11 protein-coding genes and 1 pseudogene are annotated in these 16,202 nt (G+C 73.6%); 2 read left to right on the top strand and 10 right to left on the bottom strand.

Features of this window, described 5'->3' with window-relative positions; translation table 11 throughout:
- Window positions 1–2,436 (bottom strand): annotated as a pseudogene (locus R7226_RS28175) (lectin-like domain-containing protein); the annotation flags it as partial.
- 87 nt (window positions 2,437–2,523) lie between these two features.
- On the opposite strand from R7226_RS28175, the gene R7226_RS28170 reads away from it, so the two are divergent.
- Both R7226_RS28170 and R7226_RS28165 read left to right on the top strand, forming a co-directional pair.
- Window positions 2,524–2,811, top strand: coding sequence for a type II toxin-antitoxin system Phd/YefM family antitoxin (locus R7226_RS28170; RefSeq protein WP_318600781.1), 288 nt, complete (start codon window positions 2,524–2,526; stop codon window positions 2,809–2,811).
- Window positions 2,808–3,233, top strand: a complete 426-nt coding sequence (locus R7226_RS28165) for a type II toxin-antitoxin system VapC family toxin (protein WP_318600784.1) — start codon at window positions 2,808–2,810, stop codon at window positions 3,231–3,233. The genes R7226_RS28170 and R7226_RS28165 overlap by 4 nt, the downstream gene beginning before the upstream one ends.
- Window position 3,234: 1 nt before the next feature.
- Here R7226_RS28165 and eno read toward each other — a convergent pair whose 3' ends face one another.
- The 9 genes from eno to R7226_RS28120 all read right to left on the bottom strand — a co-directional run.
- Window positions 3,235–4,521, bottom strand: a complete 1,287-nt coding sequence (gene eno, locus R7226_RS28160; RefSeq protein ID WP_318600779.1) for a phosphopyruvate hydratase — start codon at window positions 4,519–4,521, stop codon at window positions 3,235–3,237.
- The gene (locus R7226_RS28155; RefSeq protein WP_318600778.1) at window positions 4,518–5,528 is read right to left on the bottom strand and encodes a phosphotransferase family protein; all 1,011 of its coding nucleotides are present in this window, start codon (window positions 5,526–5,528) and stop codon (window positions 4,518–4,520) included. The genes eno and R7226_RS28155 overlap by 4 nt, the downstream gene beginning before the upstream one ends.
- A complete protein-coding gene (locus tag R7226_RS28150) occupies window positions 5,525–10,174 on the bottom strand; it encodes a hypothetical protein (RefSeq protein WP_318600776.1) in 4,650 nt (1,549 codons plus the stop codon). The genes R7226_RS28155 and R7226_RS28150 overlap by 4 nt, the downstream gene beginning before the upstream one ends.
- Window positions 10,175–10,369: 195 nt before the next feature.
- A complete protein-coding gene (locus tag R7226_RS28145) occupies window positions 10,370–11,191 on the bottom strand; it encodes a fumarylacetoacetate hydrolase family protein (RefSeq protein WP_318600775.1) in 822 nt (273 codons plus the stop codon).
- Window positions 11,192–11,222: 31 nt separating this feature from the next.
- Complete coding sequence (locus tag R7226_RS28140) at window positions 11,223–12,137, bottom strand: dihydrolipoamide acetyltransferase family protein (protein ID WP_318600774.1); 915 nt, start codon at window positions 12,135–12,137, stop codon at window positions 11,223–11,225.
- On the bottom strand, window positions 12,134–13,114 hold the full coding sequence (locus tag R7226_RS28135; protein WP_318600773.1) for a C-terminal binding protein: 981 nt from the start codon (window positions 13,112–13,114) through the stop codon (window positions 12,134–12,136). The genes R7226_RS28140 and R7226_RS28135 overlap by 4 nt, the downstream gene beginning before the upstream one ends.
- Before the next feature lie 37 nt (window positions 13,115–13,151).
- Window positions 13,152–13,970 (bottom strand): SDR family NAD(P)-dependent oxidoreductase, encoded by an 819-nt coding sequence (locus R7226_RS28130; RefSeq protein WP_318600772.1) that lies wholly within the window; start codon window positions 13,968–13,970, stop codon window positions 13,152–13,154.
- Window positions 13,967–14,965, bottom strand: coding sequence for an alpha-ketoacid dehydrogenase subunit beta (locus R7226_RS28125; RefSeq protein WP_318600771.1), 999 nt, complete (start codon window positions 14,963–14,965; stop codon window positions 13,967–13,969). Before R7226_RS28125 ends, R7226_RS28130 begins: the two co-directional genes overlap by 4 nt.
- The coding region (locus R7226_RS28120) for a thiamine pyrophosphate-dependent dehydrogenase E1 component subunit alpha (protein ID WP_318600769.1) at window positions 14,962–16,202 on the bottom strand (1,241 nt) is incomplete at its 5' end. The genes R7226_RS28120 and R7226_RS28125, both read right to left, overlap by 4 nt.

Genomic DNA, 16,202 nt, shown 5'->3' with positions numbered 1-16,202 from the left:
TGCCGGGCGAGCCGCGCGGGCAGCGGGCGCACGACGCGCGCCCGGAGCCGCGAGCAGCCGCAGCGCCCGCGGCAGGCGGTCGCAGACGCGCAGCCGCCGCGCCGGCTCGGGGCCGAGCGAGCGGACGGCGATGCGGAACCGGACGGCGTCGCCGACGTGCAGCCGCGTGCGACTGGCGTGCTTCTCGATCGCCAGCGCCGCGCCGCCGGCCGCGATCACACCGGCCGTGTCCGAGCGCGCCTCCAGCGACCCATAGGCCGGCGCGACGGAGGCCGTGTCGAGCGCCCGCCCGGCCCGCTCGTAGACGACCTGCGCGCGGATCGTCGTCGTCGCGCCGGGCGCGAGATCGCCGAGGCGGCAGCGGACGACCGTGCCGCTGGAGCGGGTGCAGGCGCGCCGCAGCGAGGCGATGGGGCGGACGCTGCCGGCGAGCGTCGTCGCCGCCGCGGCCGCGCGCACGTCGCCGGCGAGCGTCGTCGTGTCGGTCAGGACGACGTCGCGCGCGGTCGCGCTGCCCGTGTTGCGAACGCGGATCTCATAGTCGACCGGCTGCCCGACCTGAGCGCGCGCGACCGCCGCGCGCTTCTCGACGACGAGCTGGGCGACCTCTCCACCGGTCGGCATCGGCGTCGGCGGGAGCGGCGGGGGCGGCGGGATCGGAGCAGGCGGCGGGCTGGGATCGTCGGGGCCGACGACCTCCACCGCAGCGTCGTCCTCGTCGTTGCGCGGGTCGCGGTCGCCAGCGGCGCGGACGACGGCGACGTTGCGCAGCGTGCGGCCGCTCGCGGCAGCGGTCGCGACCGCGTCGATCACGATGTGCGCGCTGGCGCCTGCGCGCAGCCCGCCGAGCCGGCAGCGCAAGAGGGCGGCGGTGCGACGGCAGCTGCCCTGGCTCGGCAGCGCGTCGGCGTAGCGCAGCCCTTCCGGCACGCGATCGGTCACGAGCACGCGCGGCGCGTCGCTGGGCCCGTCGTTGACGACCACGAGCGTGAAGCTGGTCGTGTCGCCGGCCGCGATCCGCGCCGGCTGCGCTCGCTTGTCGATCCGCAGGTCGAGCGAGCGCCCCAGCTCGAACGGGTCTCTCGCGATGACCGGTTCGAGCAGCTCGTCACCGCTCAGCCGTGCGACGTTGACGCGCTCACCGACCGCGTCGGCGGCGACCGCCACCGGCACCGTCACGGGTGGCAGCCGCGTGCCCGGCGTGAGCGGATCGGTCAGCGACGCGGCGTACGTGCAGCGAGTCGTCGCGGAGCCGAGCACCGTCGCGCCGCACTCCCAGCCGTCGCCGTGCGGGGGTTCCGCGACGGTCAGCCCCGGCGGCAGGTCGTCGTCGAGCGTGACCGGCGCGTAGGCGGCGCCGCCGTCGGCCGCCAGCGCCGCGCGCAGCGTGAAACGGCCGCGCGTTCCGGCCACGAGCGGCTCGGGGTGGGACTTCGCGAGCGTCCAGCGCGGCAGGTCGCGCAGCGTCTCCAGTCTCAGCGCGCGCAGCTCGTGGATGTTGGTGCCCATCCCCGTCGAGGCGGCCATCCCGAACTCGAACGTCGTCGGCGGGTCGGGCGGGAGCGGCGCGTCGAGCACCGGCACGAACGCGCCCGTGCTCGCCATGTCGGCGAGCAGCCGCACGCGCGCGGCGAGGTTCGGCGTGCCGTCGGGGTTGCCGGCCGGGTCGACCTCCAGCCGGAAGGTGTGCGCGACGCCCGGCGCCGCGCGGCTGACGGCGTCGGGCGCGTCGAGCACGCCCGGCGCCGGCTCGCGGTCGAGCAGGCAGTAGCCGCGCAGCCAGTCGCTGCCCGCGACGCCGGCGCCGCGCAGGCTGACGTAGTTGGGATGGATGTCGCGGTCGACGCGGCTGGAGCAGCCGTAGCCGCGCGCCTCGCGGTCGTTGGCGAAGTTGCCGAACTCGTCGATCCCGACGCCGACGTAGCCGCCCGGGACGCCAGCTATGTCGGGCACGCTCGCTTCGAAGTCGAGCGACTTCTGCGCGTAGCCGAGGCTGCCGCCGAAGGCGCCGGGCGTGCTCGCCGCGATCGCACCGTCGGCGAGGAAGACCGAGATCCCGTCGGCGGCGCCGTAGCCGGGCACGCGCGTGCCGTTGTACGCGAATGTCGTGAAGGTGAAACGGAGGCCCTCGGTCAGCGGGAAGGCGCGACGGTAGATCGCGAAGCCGGAGCGATCGCGGCCGTTGTCGGTCAGCCGCAGCGCCCCCTGCCCGTCGGCGTCGCCGCCGGCCGGGATCGACGGCTGCCCCGGCGCGCAGCCGGCCACGTTCGCCTGTGCGGTGTCGGTCGACGCCGTCAGGCACGGCACGAAGCTGCCGCCGACGCGCAGCGGGATCGACGCCGTCGGGCCGCTGAAGCTCTCGTCGAGCAGCACGTCGCCGCGCGCCACCGGCGCGGCGAGCGCCAGCACGACGACGAGCAGCAGCAGGACCCCCATCACTGGATGATCTCCTGAAAATGGGTGATTTGACACCACCCGGGTCGGATGATGCGCCGTTCCCATGTAGCGTCTACGATTGTCGTCATGACGCCACATCGCACAGCGCTCAAGAGAGAGGTCGGCGTGCGCGAGCTGCACGACCAGCTCAGTCGCTATGTGCGGCACGCGGCGGAAGGAGGCGAGGTCTTCGTGACGATGCGGGGCCAACGCGTCGCGCGGCTCTCCCCGTTGGAGTCCGGCGATCCGCTCGCGGACCTGCGCGCGCGTGGGCTGTTGCGCGAGCCCGCACGGCCGAAGCGCCCCGCCGGCGAGCGCAGACGGCTGTCGGCTGAGGCGTCCGTGTCCGATCTCGTCGCCGAGCAGCGACGCTGATCGTCTACTTCGACACCTCGGCGCTGATCAAGCTCGTCTTCGACGAGCCCGGGTCCGAGATCGCGGTAGAGCTGTGGGACCGCGCCGAGGCCGTCGCCTCGAGTCAGCTGGTCTATCCCGAGGCGCGCGCAGCTGCCGCCGCCGCGCACCGCGGCGGCCGGATCGACGCGGGCACGCTGAGAAGCGCCACGCGCGAGATCGACGAGCTGTTCGACGAGCTCACCGTGATCGGGCTCGACGATCCGCTCGCGAGATCCGCGGGACGGCTCGCGCAGCAGCGGGCGCTGCGCGGCTACGACGCCGTCCATCTCGCCTCCGCGCTCACCGTCGATGCCGAGGATCTCGTCGTCGCGACGTGGGACCGCGACCTCGCCGACGCCGCGATCGCCGAAGCGCTCGCCGTCGCCCCCGCGCCGAGCTAGCTCACGCGCTCCGCAGCGTCTCCGGCAGCGGCGCGAGGCGGGCTTGCTCGCCGAGGTCGCGCTCGATCCGCAGCAGGCGGTTGTACTTCGCCAGCCGTTCGGACTGCGTCACCGAGCCGACCTTGATCTGACCGCCCGCGAGGCCGACGGCGAGGTCGGCGAGCGCGTCGTCCTCGGTCTCGCCCGATCGCGCGGAGACGACGGTGGTGAAGCCGGCTGCCTTGGCGTGCGCGACGACGTCGGCCGTCTCGCTGATCGTGCCGATCTGGTTCATCTTCACGAGCACGGCGTTGGCCGAGCGCTCCGCGATGCCGCGCTCCAGCCGTTGCAGGTCGGTCGTGAAGAGGTCGTCGCCGATCACCTGCATCCGCCCCCCGAGGCGCGCGGTCAGCTCGGCCCACGCGGGCCAGTCGTCCTCCGCGAGCGGATCCTCGATCGAGACGATCGGGTGCTCCGCGGCGAGCTGCTCGACGTAGCCGGCCAGCTCGGCGGCGTCGAGCGTGCGCTGCTCCGACGCCAGCCGGTAGCTGCCCGTCGCGGCGTCGAAGAAGTGCGTCGCGGCGACGTCGAGCCCGTACGCGACCTGCTCGCCCGGCTCCAGTCCCGCGCGGCGGACGGCGTCGTCGAGCAGCCGCAGCGCGGCGCGGTGGTCGGGCAGCGCCGGTCCGTAGCCGCCCTCGTCGGCCTTCAGCGTCGAGAGGCCGCGCTCCGCCAGCAGCTCGCCGGTCGCCGCGTGGACGGCGACGACCGTCTCCAGCGCGGCGCTGAAGCTGCTCGCGGCGAGCGGGATCACGAGGAAGTCCTGGAAGTCGAGCTGGCGCCCGGCGTGCAGGCCGCCGCTGACGATGTTGACCATCGGCCGCGGAAGCGTCACCTCAGCACCCGCGGCGAGGTGGCGCCACAGCGGCTCGCCGGCGACCAGCGCCGCCGCGCGCGCGGTCGCGAGCGAGACGGCGAGGATCGCGTTGGCGCCGAGGCGCGACTTGTCGGGCGTGCCGTCGAGCGCGCGCAGCGCCGCGTCGACCTCGCGCTGCCGCGGCTCGCGGCCGATCAGCGCGGCGGCGATCTCGCCGTCGATCGCGGCAACCGCCCCGCGCGTGCCGCGACCGCGGTAGCGGGAGAGGTCGCCGTCGCGCCGCTCGACCGCCTCGTGGCGGCCGGTCGAGGCGCCCGACGGCACGCTCGCGCTCACCGCGCGCCCGTCGGAGAGCGTCAGCCGCGCCTCGACGGTCGGGCGGCCGCGGGAGTCGAGGATCTCGAGCGCGTCGAGTGCGGCGATGGTGGTCATACGGCTCCTGCGGGAAGATCGAGATGGTCAGATGCGAGCGTCAGTGCGGCGGTCACGTCGCGCAGCGCCCCGTCGAGCAGCAGCTCGGTGCCGAAGCGTGTGACCGCCTCGCGCTGCGCGGCGGTCACGAGCGTCGGCAGCGGCGACTTGCCGTGCACGCGCGCGAGCAGCAGGCAGGCCAGCTCGGCGACGACGGCACGCTCGTCGTCGGCCTGCCCGCCGGCCGCGCGGTAGGTCGTCCAGAAGCGCGTCGCGTCCGCGACAGCCGCGGCGTGCGCGCGGCCGGGGCGGCTGCCGTCGAGCAGCAGGTGCATCAGCATGAAGGCGACGTCGAACGAGGGATCGCCCCAGTGCGCGGTCTCGCAGTCGAGCAGCAGCACGCGGTCGGGGTAGGCGATCACGTTCTTCGGCGAGAAGTCACCGTGCGAGAGCACGCGCCGCACCGACAGCAGCCGCTCGACCTCCTGCCCGATCGCTCCGGCCAGCTCCGGGCGGGCCAGCGCGACCGTGCGGTGGAACGGGTCGACGCGACCCTGCACGAGCGGCATCAGGTCGTCGAACTGGCGCGCCACCGCCGCGTCGCCGGCGGTGCCCGTCTGCAGCCGCGCGAGCAGCTCGGCGGCGGCGACCGTCGCGTGCGGGAGCGTCTCCCCCGCGCGCAGCGGCTGCGCCCACACGACGCCGCCCGGCGGCGCGACCGTCATGCCGAAGGCGAACCGCTCGTCGTCGGCGAAGACGACCTCCGGCGCGACCCCGGGCGCGATCCGCGCCAGCAGCGCGAGGCAGTCGCGCTCGACGAAGACCCGCCGCCGGTCGAACTCCCAGTCGGCGGCGACGCGCATCCGCGTGTGCGTCTGCTTGACGACGACGCCGCCCCGCTCCCACTCCGCCAGCAGCACCGTCCCGGAGACGCCGCCGCTGAGCGGACGCACCGCGACCGCCCCCTCCGCGGGGGCGATCGCGAGATCTCGCAGGTAGTCCGCGAGATTGTCTGCGTCCAGGATCATCCGGTCGCTTGGATGCTGTCGAGGAAGACCGCCGCGGCGCGGGCCTCCTGCGACTTCGCGCCGGTCACGACGACTCTCACTCTGCGCGCCGCCGAGGTGGCCCAGCTGCGCTTCCACAGCAGTGCCTGCCACGTGTTCGGCCCGCGGAAGCCGAACGTGTCGACGCGATCGGAGAAGACGCCGTCGACGTAGACGTCGATGACGCCGCAAGCGTCGCAGCGGCGACCGATCAGCTCGATCGCTCTGCCGGTGACGGTCGCCTCCGCGGTCAGCGGCCCCGACGGCGTCGAGGTGCTCAGCGGGTCGTACGACGGCGCCGGCGCGGTGCCGGTCGCGGTGTAGTCGATCTGCGGGTCCCAGCTGGTCTGGTCGGAGCTGTACGTGCCGTTGCGGTTGATCTCGAAGCGGATCGCGTCACCGGCCGCGACGTCGAGCCCGCTCAGGTCGAACGCCGAGCCGGTGCCGTCGGTCGCCGCGATCGTTCGCGGGCCCAGCACCGTTCTGCCGTTGCGCGTCACCCGCACGACGACGCCGTCGCCGGCCGGGTTGGTGTCGAACTTGAACGGCCTCGACGCGATCTCGACGGTGCCGGTGACCGGCGCGATCCAGGTCCGCGCCGTGTCGAGCGACTGGCCCGGGTGCTGCACCCCGGCGAAGACCCAGCCGCCGACCGTCGGCGTCGCGTCGTGCCACGTCGGGCCGGTCGGGAAGCCGGTCGGCAGGAACGACGCGATGTCGGTCCAGGAGCCGTTGCGCTGGTCCTGATACCGCCAATTGCCGTGGCCCTGCACGTCGCTGAACAGCTGGCAGGCGAGCTGGCAGCCCGCGCCCTGGTATCTCACCGTCGGATCCCAGCGCGTCAGGTCGCCGGCCCACGTCCCGTTGGCGGCGATCTCGAAGCGGATCAGATCGCCCTGCGCGACGGTCACGCCGGTCGCCCCGAAGGCCGAGCCGGTCGTGTCGCCGGCCGCGATCGTTCGCGGACCTGCGACCGTCGTCCCGTTCTTCGTGACCTTCACGACGACGCCGTCGCCGCTCGTCTCCAGCTTCGCCGGCACGCCGGTGAGGTCGACGACGCCGGCTCTCGGCGCCGTCCAGGTGCGCGCTGCCGCGCCGACGGCGCCGGGACGGAGCGCGGTGCGGGTGACGACGCGCGGCCCGATGCCCCCGCCGTCGTTCCAACCGGGTCCGTCCGCGGTCGCGCTGCCGTACTGCGGCAGGTCGCTCCAGCTGCCGCCCGACTCGCCCTGATAGCGCCAGTCGCCGGCGCCCTGCTGCGCCGAGAACAGCTGACAGGCGAGCGCGCAGCCGGCGGCGGGACGGCGGTACAGGATCTCCGGATCCCAGTTCGTTCTGTCGGAGTTGTACGTCGTGCCGCGATTGATCTCGAAGCGGATCTGGTCGCCGGCGGCGACCGTGACGCCGGCGAGGTCCATGTCGGCGCCGACCTTGTCGGCCGCCGCGATCGTCCGCGGGCCGGCGATCGTCGCGCCGTTCTTCGTGATCTTCACGACGACGCCGTCGCCGCCCGCGACGTCCTTGGCGGGCCGGCTGGCGATGTCGATCGTCCCGCTGCTCGGCGCCGTCCACGTGCGCGCCGTGTCGATCGACTCGCCGGGGTGGATCGCCTGCGGGAAGACCCAGCCACCGATCGACGGCGACGTGTCGTGCCAGATCCGGCCGTAGGTCGGATCTCTCGCCGTGTAGGTCGCGATGTCGGTCCAGACGCCGCCGCGGAGGTCCTGGTAGCGCCAGTCACTGCCGCCCTGCGTCCCGCTGAAGCCGCCGCACGCGGTGCGGCAGACGGTGAAGTCGTACTGCTGCGCGACGCTCGACGCGGTCGAGGTGACGCTCTGGTTCGACGCCTCCACCTGCGCGCTCGGGCGCTTCCAGCCCGTGCCGCCGTAGGTGAAGGCGTCGTCCTCGGTGATCGTCGGGCGCGTCGTGCGCACCCGCAGTCCGTCGACGTTGACGGCGGTCCCGGTCGAGCGCGTGTTGCGCTCTGAGAGCAGCGTGATCTCGACGCGGTGGCGGGCCGTCGAGTTCCACGTGCGCGAGAAGACCGGGATCCGCCAGTTGGTCTCGTCGGGCGCGAACAGGTCGACGACCGTCCGCTCTCTGCCGTCGATCGTCACCGCCGCCTTGCCGTTGCCCGGGCCGAGCTTCGCGTACCAGGTGACGCCCGAGCCCTCGAAGACGTGGCTGACGGAGTCGCCCGCGGTCGAGGAGACCGACAGCGTCCCGGCGTACGCCTCGACTCTGCCGGTCTGGTGGCTCCAACTGCCGCCGTATCTCAGCGCTGCCGCGGCGCCGTCGAGCACGACCGCGTCGGTCGCGGTCGGCGTCGTGGAGACCGTCGCGGAGCGGTTGCCGTCGGCGTCGAAGGCGCGCACCGCGTAGGTCGACTGGGTGCTCGCCGCCGGCGAGTGGTCGAAGTAGTAGGCGCCCTTGCTGACGACGGCGATCCTCGCGCCGTCGCGCAGGACGTCGTAGCCGCTGAGGAAGTGGTCATCACTGGAGGCCGGCCAGGTGAGGCCGACGCCGGGGACGCTCATGTTCGTCTCGTACTGCGCGGTGACCGAGGCCGGCGCGCTCGGCGCCGTTCTGTCGCCGCCGGCGCCCGGCCGCTTCGGCAGTCCAAGCCAGATCAGCTCGCCGGTCGGCGGGCTCGTCAGCGTGACCCCTCTGCTCATCAGATCGGCGCCGGTGCGGGTCGCCGTGCCGGAGGCGAGCTGGAAGCTGACGCTGTAGCTGTCGCCGGGGTTGAGGCCCTTCGGGTAGACGGTGACCGAGCCGGTCTGGTCTCTGCCGAGCAGCAGCAGGCTCTTCGTGCCGTCTCTGCTGACTCGCTGCAGCCAGGCGCGCTGCACGCCGGTCCCGCTCGGGTGGTAGTAGCGGATCCAGCGGCCGGCGACGCCGGTGGCCTTCAGGTAGCGGTAGCGTTCGACGACCTCGCGCAGGCACTCGAGCTTCGCCGGGTCGCTGGTCGTGCCGGTGTAGTCCGGCGTGAACGCGAGCGTGAAGTTGAACGCCGCCGAGCACTCGTCCGGAACCCATCTGTCGGGCATCCCGGAGATCTTGTCGACCGGGAACAGCCGCGACGCGTCGTAGAGCGCGGTGTCGCCTCTGTCATCGGTGAAGCTGGCGCTGGAGGAGCGGCGGATCAGCTCCCAGCCGAACTCGGTGCCGCCGGAGTTGACGCTCTGGATCGAGGAGTCCGGGCGCGCGTCGAGGAAGCCGAGGCTTGCTCTGACGAGCGCCTCGCTCTGCTTCAGCTGGATCGCGCCGTTGACGTTGCCGATCGGGCAGACGTCGTTGCGCCAGGCGTGGTCGCCCCACTTCTCGGCGTTGCCGACCAGCGTTCTCTGCAGCCAGTCGGCCGCGGGCGCGAGCGACAGGTCGATCAGTCTGAAGCCGAAGACGTCGTTCTCGCTGCAGGGGACGCCTTGGCCCCACCACGCCGGGTTCACGTTGTACGCGGCCGCGTCTCTCTGAGAGTTGTACGTCGGCTGATAGAGCGTCTGTCTGATCCCCGACTTGGCGAGGTAGTCGCCGCTCTGTCTCCAGTCGGGACCGTTCCACGTGCCGATCTGGTCCCACCAGCCGTAGTCACGGTGGTAGCCGTCCGCGCCGACGTGGCGCATGTGATCGGCGAGGCCGAAGACCTTCTGCAGCAGGCCGGTCGGGTCGTAGCCGCCGCCGGTGCCGTAGTAGCCCGAGCCGCCGGCGCGCCAGAAGCCGAGCATCCGCACGCCCGCGAAGTACGGGTCGCGCGTGTAGTCCCACAGGTATCTGTACTGCCACGCGAGCAGCCGGTTGGTCATCTCGTCGTGGTCGCCGGCGTAGGTCAGCGTCCACGCTCTCGGGCTGTCGACGCTCTCGCCCGGCGCGAGCACGCCGTCATAGTTGGGCAGCGTCACCGACAAGCCGCCGGGCGCGCCGTCGACGCTGCCGACCGCCGCCTTCCAGCGACCGTGCAGGTCGAGCCCGAACGAGACGCCGTCGTCGCGTCTGGAGTTGTGGAAGTCGAACCACGGGACGTAGGTCGCGCTCGTCTCCTTGTAGGCGACCTGCGCCGCGCATCTCTGCGTCAGCGCGTCGCTGCCGCAGGCCAGCTGGTCGTAGCTGTCGAAGTCGCGCCGATAGGTGCTCGACAGCGGCGCGACGCGCGCGGTCCACGAGCCGTGGTTCAGATGGCCGGCGCTGGCGCCGGTCATGAAGGTCAGGTCGACGTCGCCCGCGGCCGCGTCGGCGCCGAGCATCCGCTGGTGCAGGAAGCTCGGTCTCGCCAGCGTTCTCGCGCTCGCGGAGGTGTTTCTGTACGTGACCTGCTCGCGAATCAACGAGGTCGAGGGGAAGACGATGTAGTGCTTGGTCACGTCGACACCGGTGCGCGTCAGCGTGATGTCGAGCTGGATCGCCGTCTCGCCGCCGACGGTGACCGTTCTCGCGGCCCCGGCACCGCAGCTCCAGCCGCCGCTGGAGCCGCGCAGCGTCGCGCCGTCCCACTCGAAGCGGAACTCGTCAGAGGCCGTCGTCCCCTGCACCAGCTCGACGACCGGGGAGGCGACCTTGTTCTTCAGGCTCGTCATCTCGAACTCGCCGCCGGCGAACGCGACGACCTTCTCGATGCCGGCGGTGCCCATCGTCCAGCTGCATGCGTTCGCGTCCTGGTTCGCATACGCGTCACCGGACGTGACGGCATGTGCCCCAGCGGGTGCGCCCAGCGCGATGCCGGCCGCCGCGGCGCACGCCGCGACGACCGTCCTCCGTTGCCTGACGAACACGGCTCTCTCCTCTTCCGTTGTTCCGGGTCTGGTGCGGGGTCGACGAAGCGCGCCTCAGCGCACGTCGACGACCGGGTTGCGCAGCGCGCCGATCCCCTCGACCTCGACCTCGACGACGTCGCCGTCGTGGAGCGAGCGGGGCGGGTCGGCGAACTCGCCGCAGCCCCACGGGGTGCCGGTGACGATCACGTCGCCGGCTTCGAGCGTGAAGCTGTGGGAGCAGAACTCGATCAGCCTCGCGACGCCGAACAGCATCTCGCTCGTGCTGGAGTCCTGCGCGATCTCGCCGTTGACGCGCGTCCTGATCGCCAGCGCCTGCGGGTCGGCGACCTCGTCGGCGGTCACGATCACGGGACCGAGCGGGCAGAAGGTGTCGAGGCTCTTGCCGCGCACCCACTGACCGTCGGCGTACTGCACGTCGCGCGCCGAGACGTCGTTGGCGACCGTGTAGCCGAAGACGTGCGACAGCGCGTCCGCCTCGGAGACGCGCTGCGTCGTTCTGCCGATCACGACCGCCAGCTCGACCTCCCAGTCGACTCTCTCGGTGATCGCGCGGTCGACGCGGATCTCGTCGCGGTCGGCGATCACGCTGGTCGTGAACTTGGCGAAGACCGGCGGCCGCTGCGGCGGCTCCAATCCCGCCTCGCGGATGTGGTCGAGGTAGTTGAGGCCGATCGCGACGACCTTGCCGGGCCGCAGCGGCGCGAGCAGCCGCGCGCCCTCCAGCGGCGCAGCGCCGGGCGCCGGTTCGAGGCTCGCGCCGGTCGCGATCAACGTCTCCAGCGGCGTGGCGCCGTCGCCGATCGGCAGCAGCTCGCCGTCGCGCTCGACGACCGCGCGCGGACCGTCCTGCGTCGCTGCAGTTCCAACTCGCATGCTTCTGTTCTCTTCTCTGATCGGGTCGCCGCTACAGCAGCAGCGACAGGGGACGTTCGAGCAGCTCGCGCACGTGCGCGAGGAAGCGGGCGCCGTCGGCGCCGTAGAGGATCCGGTGGTCGCACGTCAGCGCCAGGTCCATCACGTGGCCGACCGCGAGCGCGCCGTCGCGCACGACCGGCTCATGGCGCAGCGCGCCGACGGCGAGGATCGCGGCCTGCGGCACGTTGACGATCGCCTGGAAGCGGGTCACGCCGAACATGCCGAGGTTGGAGACGGTGAAGGTGCCGCCGGCGAGGTCGGCCGGCGCGATCGTCCCCTCCCGCACCGCGGCCGCCAGCCGCCGCGCCTCGCGCGCGATCTCACCGAGCGAGCGGCGGTCGGCGTCGGCGATCACCGGCACGACGAGCGCGTCGTCGGCCGCGACCGCGACGCCGACGGCGACGTGGTCGTGCAGCTGGAAGCCGTCGCGCGTGTAGGAGCCGTTCGCGCGCGGGTGCTCGCGCAGCGCGAGCGCGCACGCCTTCACGACGAGGTCGTTGAAGGAGGGGGCGCGCTCGGGGTCGGCCGCCTTCAGCTGCGCCCGCAGCGCGACCGCGACATCCATGTCGACGCGCGTCTCGACGAGGAACTCGGGCACGGTCGCCTTCGCCTCCGCCATCCGCCGCGCGACCGTCTGCTGGAGGCGCGTGAGCGGCTGCGTCGTCGCGTCGCCGCGGCCGGTGGGCGTGGCGACGGGGGCGGGCGCGGGAGCCGGCAGCGCGGCCGGGGCGGGCGCGGCGGGCGCTGGGGCGGCGACCGCCGCCTCGACGTCGCGCCGCACGATCCGCCCGTTCGTCCCGCTGCCCGTCACCGTCGCGAGGTCGATCCCGTGCAGGCGGGCGATCCGCCGCGCCAGCGGCGAGGCGATCTGCCGCGGGCGGCGACGCTCCAGCACGGCGCTCACGAGACCGCGCTCCGGCCGTCGAGCGCGACACGGCCGCCGCGCAGCTCGCCGCCGGCGAGGTAGTCGAGCATCGCGTCGACCGTCATCGTCCGCGCGCGCCGCTCGGCGGCCGTCGAGTACCAGCCGAAGTGGGGCGAGAGCAGCACGTTCGGCGCGCTCAGGATCGGGTCGCCGGCGGCCGGCGGCTCGGCGACGAGCACGTCGAGCCCGGCGCCGGCGATCTCGCCGTCATGCAGCGCCCGCGCGAGCGCCGGCTGGTCGATCAGCCCGCCGCGCGAGACGTTGACGAGCAGCGCGCCGCGCTTCATCACGCGCAGCTGCGGCGCGTCGATCAGCGCCGTCGTCTCCGGCGTCAGCGGCAGGTGCAGCGTCACCACGTCGGCCGCCGCCAGCAGCGCGTCGAGCGAGCCGGCCAGCTCGACGCCCTCCGGCGCCTCGGTCACGAGCGGGTCGTAGCCGAGCACGCGGCCGAACAGCGGCGCCAGCAGCGCGGCGGTCGCGCGGCCGATGCGACCGAGCCCGACGACGGCGGCCGTCTGCTCCGACAGCGGCGCGACCGGCGTCAGCTCCCGCCAGGCGCCGTAGTCGCGCCGCGCGAGCGCGTCGCCGGCGAGCAGCCTGCGCTGCAGCGCGAGGATCAGCGCGAAGGCGTGGGTCGCGACCTCCTCGGTCGCGTAGTCGGGCACGTGCACGACGCCGACGCCGCGACCGGCCGCCGCGTCGAGGTCGATCGCGTCGAGGCCGATGCCGGCGCGGCCGATCACGCGCACCGTCGGCGCGAAGGCGGCGATGCTCGCGGCCGGGAGCGGGTCGACGGTGACGATCACGCCGTCGGCGCCGGCAGTCGCGGCGGCGATCTCCGCGGGCGTCTCCAGTGGCGCCAGCACCACCTCGACGTCGTCGTCGCGCAGGTGCTCGCGCTCGATCTCGACGTCAGCGAAGGTGCGTGCGGCCATCACGAGCTTGTGGCGAGGCATGAGTCTCCTGAGAGGAATCGGGTCGGGTCGGTCGCGCTCACCATTCGGTCGTCCCGCCGGCGTTGAACGCGAGGTTGCCGCCGTCGACGGGCAGCAGCACGCCGCTGACCATGCGCGCCTGGTCGGAGGCGAGGAAGAGCGCTGCGGCGGCGATGTCGCCCGCCTCAACGAGGCTGCCGAGCGGGATGCCGCGCAGCCACTGCGCGATCAGCGCGTCGGAGTCGAAGGTCGGGTCGGCGATCAGGCGATCGAGCGCCGGCGTGCGCGTCTGCGCCGGCTTGATCGCGTTGACGCGGATCCGATGCGGGCCCCACTCGGCCGACAGCTCGCGCGTGAGCGCGTCGACCGCGCCCTTGGAGGAGGTGTAGGCGACGTTGCCGCGCCCGAGCGCGGTCGTGCCGCCGATCGAGCTGAGGTTGACGATCGAGCCGCCCTCGCCGGCCGCGATCATGCGGCGCGCGGCCGCCTGCGCGCACAGGAACGAGCCCTGCACGTTGACGGCGTAGACCTTCGCCCAGTCGGCCGCGGCGATCTCCTCCGGCCGCCCGCGGACGGAGAAGAAGGCGTCGTTGACGAGCACCCGCACCGCGCCGAGGCGCTCGTCGACCTGCTCGAAGGCGCGCGCGACCGCCTGCTCGTCGCTGACGTCGCAGCGCAGCGCGGCGCCGCGACGGCCGCGCGCCTCGATCTCGGCGACGACGCGCTCGGCGCCGTCGGCGTCGATGTCGAGGCAGGCGACGTGCGCGCCGGCCGCCGCGAACGTGAGGGCGATCTCGCGGCCGATGCCGGAGGCGGCGCCGGTGACGACCGCGACGCGGTCGTCGAGGCGGGCCGCTGCTGCGGGGTCGAAGCTCATGCGGGCACCTCCGTCGGCTGCTCGCGGTAGAGGGCGGTGCGCGCCGCCCGCTCGACGTCGGCGACGTCGGGGATCAGCGCCTTGAAGAGGGCGGGGCTGTGCGGGATCGGGGCGTGCAGCGCGCCGACCCGCTCGATCGGCGCGTCGAGGTCGTCGAAGCAGGCCTCCTGGATCGCGGCGGCGACCTCGGAGGCGATCCCGCCGATCCGCGTCGACTCGCCCGCGACGACGAGCCGGCCGGTCTTGCGGACCGACGCGACAACCGTCTCGAGGTCGAGCGGGAAGACGGTCCGCAGGTCGATCACCTCGGCGTCGATCCCCTCGGCCTCCAGCCGTCTCGCCGCCTCCAGCGCCTTCGACGCCATGATCGAGTAGCCGACGATCGTCACGTCGGCGCCGCTGCGGCGGATCGCCGCGCGGCCGTACGGGACGAGGTCGTCGGGACCGCCGGCCTCGCCGCGCAGGCCGGTCTGCATCTTGTGCATCAGGAAGACGACCGGGTCGCTGCCGCGCAGCGCCGACTTGATCAGCCCCTTCGCGTCCCACGGCGTCGAGGGGGTCGCGACGAACAGGCCCGGCATGTGCGCGAACCACGCCTCGACCTGGTTGTTGTGCTGCGCGGCGCCGAAGGCGACGCCGGCCGTGCCGCGGATCACGAGCGGGACCGGCACGTCCCACATGTAGCGGATCTTCGCCGCCTGGTTGACGACCTCGTCCATCGCGCCGAAGACGAAGTCGACGAAGTTGAGGTCGACGATCGGGCGCATGCCGTTGAGCGCGGCGCCGACCCCGGCGGAGACCATCGCCGCCTCGGAGATCGGCGCGTCGCGGATCCGCTCGCGGCCGAACTTCTCGCCGAGCCCCTTGACCTGCGCCCAGTGGCCTCCGCGGATGAACAGGTCGGTGCCGACGACGAAGACCGCCGGGTCACGCTCCATCTCCTCGGCGACGCCCTCGGCGAACGCCTGCGAGAGCGTCATGGTGCGGCTGCTCACGGCTTTCCCTCCAGATTGACTTCGATGCCGTACACGCCGTCGGCGGCGGTGGCCGGGTCCGGCCACGGCGAGGACTCGGCGAACTCGATCGCGGCGGCGACCGTCTCCTCCGCGCGGGCGAGGACGGCGTCGAGGCCGCCCTGCTCCAATGCCCCGGCCGCTTCCAGCGCACGCGCGGCGCGCACGAGCGGGTCGCGAGCCCGCCGCCACGTCTCGACCTCGTCGGCCTCGCGGTAGGTCTCCGGGTCGTCGACGGTGTGACCGCTGTAGCGGTAGGTGCGGGCCTCGACGAAGGTCGGGCCGCCGCCGCCGAGCGCTCGCTCGCGTGCCTCCGCGACGACGTCGTGGACGGCGACGACGTCCTGGCCGTCGACCTGCACGGCGTGGAGGCCGAAGCCGGCGGCGCGGTCGGCGATCGTCACGTTGGAGACGACCGCCGTCAGGTGGGTCTCGACCGCGTAGAGGTTGTTCTCGCAGATCGCGATCAGCGGCAGCTCCCACATCGCCGCGAGGTTGACGTTCTCCCACGTGCGGCCGGTGTTGGCGCCGCCGTCGCCGAAGAAGCCGACGGCGACCTGGTCGCGGCCGCGCAGCTTCGCGCCGACCGCGGCGCCGGTCGCGATCCCGAGGCCGGCGCCGACGATCCCGTTGGAGCCGAACAGGCCGATCGAGAAGTCGGCGAGGTGCAGGTGGCCGGCGCGGCCGCCGAGCACGCCGCCGGCCTTGCCGTACAGCTCGGCCATGATCCCGGCCGGCTCCAGCCCCTTCGCGAGCGAGTGGTGGTGGCTGCGATGGGTGCTGGTGACGATGTCGGTCGGCTTCAGCGCCCGCACGGCCCCGACCGCGACCGCCTCCTGACCGGCCGCCGAGTGCATGCCGCCGGGTATCTTGCCGGCGCGGGCGAGCGGCGCCGCGCGTTCCTCGAAGACGCGGATCAGCGCCATCGCCTCCAGCCACTCGGCGACGGCGGCGCGATCGTGCGCGCCCAGCTCCAGCGCCAGCAGCTCGTCGTCGTCGGCCGGCCGTTCGAGGTTGGCGCCGACGACCTCGTAGCGGCGTCTGCCGCGGCCCGGCTTGCGCGACTCGCTCCATGCGGGCCGATCGGGGTCCAGCGGCGGCGCCGCGACGACGGTCACCGTCGGGCGACCCGAAAGCGCGCGCGCCGACGCCTCGCCGCCGGCCGCCCACGCCGCCGTCGCCGCGGCCGCCTGCGCGCCGCTCGGGTCGCCGCCGTTGG

It is taken from the genome of Conexibacter stalactiti (genome assembly GCF_033542075.1).
In the GTDB taxonomy this organism is placed as follows: Bacteria; Actinomycetota; Thermoleophilia; order Solirubrobacterales; family Solirubrobacteraceae; genus Conexibacter; species Conexibacter stalactiti.
The sequence above is the reverse complement of the archived record's forward strand: the minus strand, read 5'-3'. Positions and strand labels throughout refer to the sequence as shown.